The following is a 6,396-nucleotide window of genomic DNA, read 5'->3' as shown; positions in this document are numbered from 1 at the left end:
GAGGGCTGGGGTGAGGGGGAAGCGATCTTCAGCCGTGCGGCAAAGCCAGCGGCGGAGCGAAGTCGAACGGCGCCAACGCGTAACCGCTTTCATCCACCTGCAACGCCCAACCCTGACGATCCCAATCCCCCAACACAATCCGCTTCGCCGCCTGCTCACCGAGCTGCAGCTTGTGAATCGCCGGGCGATGGGTGTGCCCGTGGATCAGGGTTTTCACGCCAAATTCCTGCATGATCCGCGGAATCTCTTCAGGCGTGACATCGACAATGTCATTGGCCTTCATCCGCGTCTGTGCCTTGCTTTCGCTGCGCAGCTTGCGCGCCAGTTTGTGGCGGCTGCTCAAGGGCAGGTTACGCAGGATGAACAGCGTGATCGGATTACGCAGATAACGCCGCAGCTTCATATAGCCGACGTCGCGGGTGCAGAGGCTGTCGCCGTGCATCAACAGCACCGGCTCGCCGTAAAACTGCACGACACTCGGATCCTTCAGCAAGGTGCAGCCGGCCTGTTTACAGAAGGCCTTGCCGAGCATGAAGTCGCGATTGCCGTGCATCAGGAAAATCGCCGTGCCACTGTCGCTGAGTTCGCGCAGGGCCTGGCAGATGGAACGCTGGAAGGGCGTCATGGCGTCGTCGCCAATCCACGCTTCGAAGAAGTCGCCGAGAATGTACAGCGCACTCGCCGAGCGGGCGCGTCCGGCGAGCAAATCCAGAAACGCCCGGGTAATGTCCGGGCGCTCCTCTTCCAGATGCAAGTCTGAAATCAGCAATATCACGCTTCGATGATCTCGGCTTTCTCAATGATCACGTCGTCTTTTGGCACGTCCTGGTGACCGGCCTTGGAGGTAGTGGCAACGCCTTCGATCTTGTCGACGACATCAGTGCCGGCAACCACTTTACCGAATACGGCGTAGCCCCAGCCCTGAGCGGTCTTGGCGGTGTGGTTGAGGAAGCTGTTGTTGGTGGCGTTGATGAAGAACTGCGCCGACGCCGAATGCGGGTCCATGGTGCGAGCCATGGCCAGGGTGTACTTCTCGTTCTTCAGGCCGTTGTCGGCTTCGTTCTGGATGCTTGGGCGCTTGTCTTTCTTTTCTTGCATGCCAGGCTCGAAACCGCCGCCCTGGATCATGAAGCCCTTGATCACGCGGTGGAATACCACGTTTTCGTAGTGACCGTTTTTAACGTATTCGAGGAAGTTGGCAGCGGTGATCGGCGCTTTTTCCGCGTCCAGTTCGATGACGATGTCGCCGTAGTTGGTGGTCAGTTTGACTTGAGTCATGATCGCTACTCTTTATAAGGAATTCGTGGGTAATGGGACATTTCGACCCGTTACCGGTTCAGCCCATCGGCCAAGGTGCGCAGTTTAGCGTGACAGGCGCGAATTTCGAGGCAGTTTTTCCAAATCCTTGCGATTAAATGCGCTCCTTTATAGGCCGTGCTCTGTCAGCCCCTTGACAGCATCGGCTATGATAGCGGCTTTGTTTTGTCTGGCCCCCTCTGCGGCCGCGCACATGTAAGTCAAGGATCCTATGAGCAAGCCCACTGTCGACCCTACCTCGAATGCCAAGTCCGGCCCTGCCGTGCCGGTCAATTTCCTGCGGCCGATCATCCAGGCAGACCTGGACTCGGGCAAGCACACCCAGATCGTCACCCGTTTCCCGCCGGAGCCCAACGGCTACCTGCACATCGGCCACGCCAAGTCGATCTGCGTGAACTTCGGCCTGGCCCAGGAGTTCGGCGGCGTCACGCACCTGCGTTTCGACGACACCAACCCGGCCAAGGAAGATCAGGAATACATCGACGCGATCGAAGCCGACGTCAAATGGCTGGGCTTTGAGTGGTCCGGCGCAGTGCGCTACGCCTCGCAGTATTTCGACCAGTTGCACGATTGGGCCGTCGAGCTGATCAAGGCTGGCAAGGCTTATGTCGACGACCTGACCCCGGAGCAGGCCAAGGAGTACCGTGGCAGCCTGACCGAGCCGGGCAAGAACAGCCCGTTCCGCGACCGTTCGGTAGAAGAAAACCTCGACTGGTTTGCGCGTATGCGCGCCGGTGAGTTCCCGGACGGCGCCCGCGTGCTTCGTGCGAAGATCGACATGGCCTCGCCGAACATGAACCTGCGTGACCCGATCATGTATCGCATCCGTCACGCGCATCACCACCAGACCGGTGACAAGTGGTGCATCTACCCGAACTACGACTTCACCCACGGTCAGTCGGACGCCATCGAAGGCATCACCCACTCGATCTGCACCCTGGAATTCGAAAGCCATCGTCCGCTGTACGAGTGGTTCCTCGACGCACTGCCAGTGCCGGCGCACCCGCGTCAGTACGAGTTCAGCCGTCTGAACCTCAACTACACCATCACCAGCAAGCGCAAGCTCAAGCAGCTGGTCGATGAAAAGCACGTCAATGGCTGGGACGATCCGCGCATGTCCACGCTGTCGGGTTTCCGCCGCCGTGGTTACACGCCGAAATCGATCCGCAACTTCTGCGAAATGGTCGGCACCAACCGTTCCGATGGCGTGGTTGACTTCGGCATGCTCGAATTCAGCATCCGTGACGACCTCGATCACACCGCGCCACGCGCCATGTGCGTGCTGCGTCCGCTGAAAGTCGTCATCACCAACTACCCGGAAGGCCAGGTCGAAAACCTCGAACTGCCGCGCCACCCGAAAGAAGACATGGGCGTACGCGCGCTGCCATTCGCTCGGGAAATCTACATCGACCGTGACGACTTCATGGAAGAGCCACCGAAGGGCTACAAGCGCCTGGAACCGGCCGGTGAAGTGCGTCTGCGCGGCAGCTACGTGATCCGTGCCGACGAAGCGATCAAGGACGCCGATGGCAACATCGTCGAACTGCGTTGCTCGTACGATCCGGAAACCCTCGGCAAGAACCCTGAAGGCCGCAAGGTCAAAGGCGTGATCCACTGGGTGCCGGCCGCGGCCAGCGTCGAGTGCGAAGTGCGTCTGTACGATCGCCTGTTCCGTTCGGCCAACCCTGAGAAGGCTGAAGACAGCGCGAGTTTCCTCGACAACATCAACCCTGATTCGCTGCAGGTGCTCACCGGTTGTCGTGCTGAGCCATCGCTTGGCAATGCACAGCCGGAAGACCGGTTCCAGTTCGAGCGCGAAGGCTACTTCGTCGCGGATTTGAAGGACTCGAAACCAGGTCAGCCGGTATTCAACCGTACCGTGACCCTGCGTGATTCGTGGGGCCAGTGATTCAGCGTCAAAGGAAATAACGTGCTAACGATCTACAACACGCTCACCAAGAGCAAAGAAGTCTTCAAGCCGCTGGATGGCAACAAGGTGCGCATGTACGTCTGCGGGATGACCGTGTACGACTACTGCCACCTCGGCCACGGCCGCAGCATGGTCGCGTTCGACCTGGTGACCCGCTGGTTGCGGTTCAGCGGTTACGACCTGACCTACGTGCGCAACATCACCGACATCGACGACAAGATCATCAATCGCGCCAACGAGAACGGTGAATCGTTCGAAGCGTTGACCGAGCGCATGATCGCCGCGATGCACGAAGACGAAGCGCGTCTGAACATCAAGAAGCCGGACATGGAACCGCGCGCCACGGATCACATTCCGGGCATGCACGCGATGATCCAGACCTTGATCGACAAGGGCTACGCCTACGCTCCGGGCAATGGCGACGTGTACTACCGCGTCGCCAAATTCATGGGCTACGGCAAACTGTCGCGCAAGAAAATCGAAGACCTGCGCATCGGCGCCCGCATCGAAGTCGACGAGTCGAAACAGGACCCGCTCGACTTCGTCCTGTGGAAAGCCGCCAAACCGGGCGAGCCGAGCTGGGAATCGCCGTGGGGCGCCGGGCGTCCGGGCTGGCACATCGAGTGCTCGGTGATGTCCACCTGCTGCCTCGGCGAGACCTTCGACATTCATGGCGGCGGCAGCGACCTTGAGTTCCCGCACCACGAAAACGAAATCGCCCAGAGCGAAGCGGCCACCGGCAAGACCTACGCCAATGCGTGGATGCATTGCGGCATGATTCGCATCAATGGCGAGAAGATGTCCAAGTCCTTGAACAACTTCTTCACCATTCGCGACGTGCTGGAAAAGTACCACCCGGAAGTCGTGCGTTACCTGCTGGTGTCGAGCCACTACCGCAGCGCGATCAACTACTCGGAAGACAACCTCAAGGACGCCAAAGGCGCTCTGGAGCGTTTCTATCACGCGTTGAAAGGCCTGCCGACTGTGGCGCCGGCTGGCGGCGAAGCGTTTGTTGAACGCTTCACTGCGGTGATGAACGACGACTTCGGTACGCCGGAAGCCTGTGCCGTGCTGTTCGAGATGGTGCGTGAGATCAACCGTCTGCGCGAGAGCGATCTTGATGCAGCGGCAGGTCTGGCGGCGCGTCTGAAAGAGCTGGCGAGTGTGCTGGGTGTGTTGCAGTTGGAAGCGGATGACTTCCTGCAGGCGGGCGCTGAAGGGCGTGTCGATGCGGCTGAGGTTGATGCGCTGATTGCGGCGCGTCTGGCGGCACGTGCGGGGAAGGATTGGGCCGAGTCGGATCGGATTCGTGATCAACTGACGGCGATGGGCGTTGTGCTGGAAGACGGCAAGGGTGGGACTACCTGGCGTTTGGCTGACTGAAAGCTGTACTTGTTACAAACAAAACCCGCCGTGTGCGGGTTTTTGTTTGGCCGCGAGAAAAGCCCCTCACCCTAACCCTCTCCCAGAGGGAGAGGGGACCGAATGGGGAATGCTTGCGAGATACGCCGACCTGAGCGATTTCTGCCGAATCCATAATCGACACAATCTTTCAGGTCGATGCACAACGCCAGACACCTCGGTCAGCTCCCTCTCCCTCTGGGAGAGGGCTGGGGTGAGGGGAATGGTGTCAAAGCGATCCACCGACCTCAACGCTCCGTACCAAATCCATAATCGACTGGTTCTTTCAGGTCGATGGATGACTCGAGACACCTCGGTCAGCTCCCTCTCCCACCGGGAGAGGGCTGGGGTGAGGGTTGCTTTTGACGTTCGCGTAGGTCTTGATGTCGGCAACGCGTTCAGCCGGATGCTGAGCGGCGATGAATATCGAATGGAGACACCATGGCCAATCACTACCGCGAGCTGCTAACGACCCCCGGCGCCACCGGGTTAGTGCTCGCGAGTTCTATCGCCCGCTTGCCACAGGCAATGATCGGCATCGGCATCATCACCATGCTGGTGCAGCAGACCGGGGTTTACTGGCTGGCCGGCACCGTCGCCGGGACGTTCACCCTGGCCAACGCACTGCTCGGCCCGTACATCTCGAGACTGGTCGATCAACATGGCCAGAGCCGTGTGCTACCCGTTGTCACGGCGTTCAGCATTGCCATGTTGCTGGCCCTGATCCTTGCGGTTTACATGCGGGCACCGGCCGCGCTGCTGTTTGTTCTGGCCGCACTGGCGGGGACGATGCCGAGCATGCCGTCGATGATTCGCGCGCGATGGTCGCAGTTGTTCCGGGGCAAGCCGCAGTTGCACACGGCGTTTTCGCTGGACACGGTCCTCACCGAAATGGCCTACATCGTCGGTCCGCCGCTGGCGATCGGCTTGAGCGTGAGTTTCTTTGCCGAGGCGGGGCCACTGGTCGCGGTCGGGCTGCTGGCCGTCGGGGTGACGGCGTTTCTCCTGCAACGCCAGACTGAACCTAAAGTTGTCGTGGGCCACGCCAGTCATGGCGGCTCAACCCTGCGGATTCCCGGCGTACGCACCATTGTGCTGGCGCTGTTGGCGATGGGTGTCATTGGCGGAGCAATCGATGTGGCCGTCGTCGCGTTCGCCAATGCGCAGGGCTGGCCAGCGTCGGCGACCTTTATCCTCGCGGCCTATGCGTTCGGTTCACTGGTGGCGGGTTTGACGTTCGGTGCGATGAGGGTTTCCCTGGCGATTGAAAAACAGTTTCTGATCGGGATATTGGTGACGGCGTTCACCGGTGTACTGCCTGTTTTTGCAACGGATGTTTATGTGCTGACAGCGGCGCTGTTTATCGCCGGCATCTCATTTGCGCCGACGATGGTCGTGGTGATGAAAATGGGGACGATCATTATTCCTCCGTCGCGGATCACGGAGGGGCTGACATGGATGACTACCGGTATCAGCGTTGGTGTTGCGCTGGGCGGCATGCTGGCAGGGTTGGTTATTGATGCCTTCGGCGCGCGCGCGGGATTTGCGGTGGCTATTGGTGCGGGATTGATGATGGTGGTGGTTGTGCTGGTGGGGTTGCGAACATTGGAGGCGGCTTCGGTTGCGCATGTTGAGCCAGAACTTTCGCCCTCACCCTAGCCCTCTCCCCCAGGAGAGGGGACTGAATGGGGGATGTTCAGGAAATACACCGACCTGAGCGATTTGCGCTGAATCCATAATCGCCACGA

General features: G+C 59.8%; 5 protein-coding genes. 3 read left to right on the top strand and 2 right to left on the bottom strand.

Translation table 11 applies throughout. From position 1 onward, the window contains the following. Nucleotides 1-28 precede the first annotated feature (28 nt). The gene (gene lpxH / locus PMI23_RS26220; protein ID WP_007912467.1) at nucleotides 29-775 is read right to left on the bottom strand and encodes a UDP-2,3-diacylglucosamine diphosphatase; all 747 of its coding nucleotides are present in this window, start codon (nucleotides 773-775) and stop codon (nucleotides 29-31) included. Continuing rightward, nucleotides 772-1,278 (bottom strand): peptidylprolyl isomerase, encoded by a 507-nt coding sequence (locus PMI23_RS26215; RefSeq protein ID WP_007912469.1) that lies wholly within the window; start codon nucleotides 1,276-1,278, stop codon nucleotides 772-774. The genes lpxH and PMI23_RS26215 overlap by 4 nt, the downstream gene beginning before the upstream one ends. A gap of 250 nt (nucleotides 1,279-1,528) precedes the next feature. On the opposite strand from PMI23_RS26215, the gene PMI23_RS26210 reads away from it, so the two are divergent. The 3 genes from PMI23_RS26210 (at nucleotide 1,529) to PMI23_RS26200 (ending at nucleotide 6,307) form a co-directional block, all read left to right on the top strand. Then, nucleotides 1,529-3,226: a glutamine--tRNA ligase/YqeY domain fusion protein gene (locus tag PMI23_RS26210; protein WP_007912471.1), complete on the top strand. Its 1,698-nt coding sequence runs from the start codon at nucleotides 1,529-1,531 to the stop codon at nucleotides 3,224-3,226. Nucleotides 3,227-3,247: 21 nt separating this feature from the next. Then, on the top strand, nucleotides 3,248-4,630 hold the full coding sequence (gene cysS / locus PMI23_RS26205; protein WP_007912474.1) for a cysteine--tRNA ligase: 1,383 nt from the start codon (nucleotides 3,248-3,250) through the stop codon (nucleotides 4,628-4,630). 459 nt (nucleotides 4,631-5,089) lie between these two features. Next, nucleotides 5,090-6,307, top strand: a complete 1,218-nt coding sequence (locus PMI23_RS26200; RefSeq protein ID WP_007912476.1) for an MFS transporter — start codon at nucleotides 5,090-5,092, stop codon at nucleotides 6,305-6,307. The last annotated feature ends 89 nt before the right edge of the window (nucleotides 6,308-6,396 follow it).

The organism is Pseudomonas sp. GM24 (assembly GCF_000282235.1).
GTDB lineage: Bacteria > Pseudomonadota > Gammaproteobacteria > Pseudomonadales > Pseudomonadaceae > Aquipseudomonas.
The sequence above is the reverse complement of the archived record's forward strand: the minus strand, read 5'-3'. Positions and strand labels throughout refer to the sequence as shown.